Annotated in this window: 1 protein-coding gene and 1 pseudogene; one reads left to right on the forward strand and one right to left on the reverse strand. The window is 67.5% G+C overall.

Translation table 11 applies throughout. The features are described 5' to 3' along the window. Positions 1 to 290, reverse strand: a 290-nt coding sequence (locus tag ACZ5DC_RS40550) for a flavodoxin family protein (protein WP_468661500.1), incomplete at its 3' end; no start/stop codon positions are given. A gap of 184 nt (positions 291 to 474) precedes the next feature. On the opposite strand from ACZ5DC_RS40550, the pseudogene ACZ5DC_RS40555 reads away from it, so the two are divergent. Beyond that, positions 475 to 1,096 (forward strand): annotated as a pseudogene (locus ACZ5DC_RS40555) (TetR/AcrR family transcriptional regulator). The last annotated feature ends 59 nt before the right edge of the window (positions 1,097 to 1,155 follow it).

Consider the following 1,155-nt stretch of genomic DNA (forward strand, 5'->3'; position numbering starts at 1 on the left):
AACTGCTTCAGCTGCGAGGAGACGTTGCCGAAGCGGGTCGGCGTGCCGAAGACCACCGCGTCGGCCCACTCGATGTCCTCCGGGGTGGCCTCGGGGATGTCGGCGATGGCGGCGTGGTTGGCGGCCCAGGCCGGATTGGAGTCGATGGCGGCCCGCGGGGCCAGCTCGGCCACCTTCAGCAGACGCACCTCGGCGCCCGCCTTCACACCGGCGTCGCGCAGCTCCTTGGCGATCTCCGTGATCGTGCCGGTGGACGAGTAGAAGACGATCGCGAGCTTCACGGTGGCCATGAGCGGCGTTCTCCGTTTCGTTGTCGAGGGTTCGGCGAGAGAGTCGGCCGGACCTCTACAAGACGACCGGTCGCCTATTCGAAGCTAGACGACGGGTCGACAGGTGTCAAAGGCCGACCCGCCCCGGAGTCTCGGCCGATCCAACCCGCTCCCGTTTATAGACGATCGGTCGTATACTTACCTCATGGGCCGGACAAGCGACGCCAGGAGGAAGATCCTCGACACTGCGCAGTCACTCATCGAGCTGCGCGGCTACTCGGCGCTCGGCGTCGCCGAGATCTGCAAGGCGGCCGAGGTACCCAAGGGGAGCTTCTACTACTTCTTCGAGTCCAAGGAAGCCCTCGCACTCACCGTGCTCGACGAGCACTGGGCCGCCGAACGACGCGGCTGGACCAGCCTCCTGGCGGACGACACGGAACCGCCCCTCCAGCGTCTGCGCCGGCTCTTCGAGGCGACCGAGGCGGAGTACCGGGCCGGCCGGGAGGTCCGCGGAACGATCGCGGGCTGCATGCTCGGCAACCTCTCCCTGGAGATGTGCAACCAGAGCGAGACCGTCCGCGACCGGCTCAAAGAGATCTTCGAGGACCAGGTCGACATGATCGAAGCAGTGGTCACCGAGGCCGAGGGCCGGGGGGAGATCACCGTCCACCGACACCCGCGAATCAGCCCGGGCCGTGGTCGCGCAACTGGAGGGCCAGGTGCTGTTCGCCAAGCTCTACAACACCACCTCACCGCTCGGCGCACTGTGGGCCAACTGCCTGGCGCTGCTGAACACCCGGCCCGCCTCCATCACCACCGCCCCCTGACGAGCACACAGCGGGACCCGCAGGTCCTGGACCCGGCGCGGCCCCTGGTCAAATGGCCA

It is taken from the genome of Streptomyces sp. NPDC031445 (genome assembly GCF_055581365.1).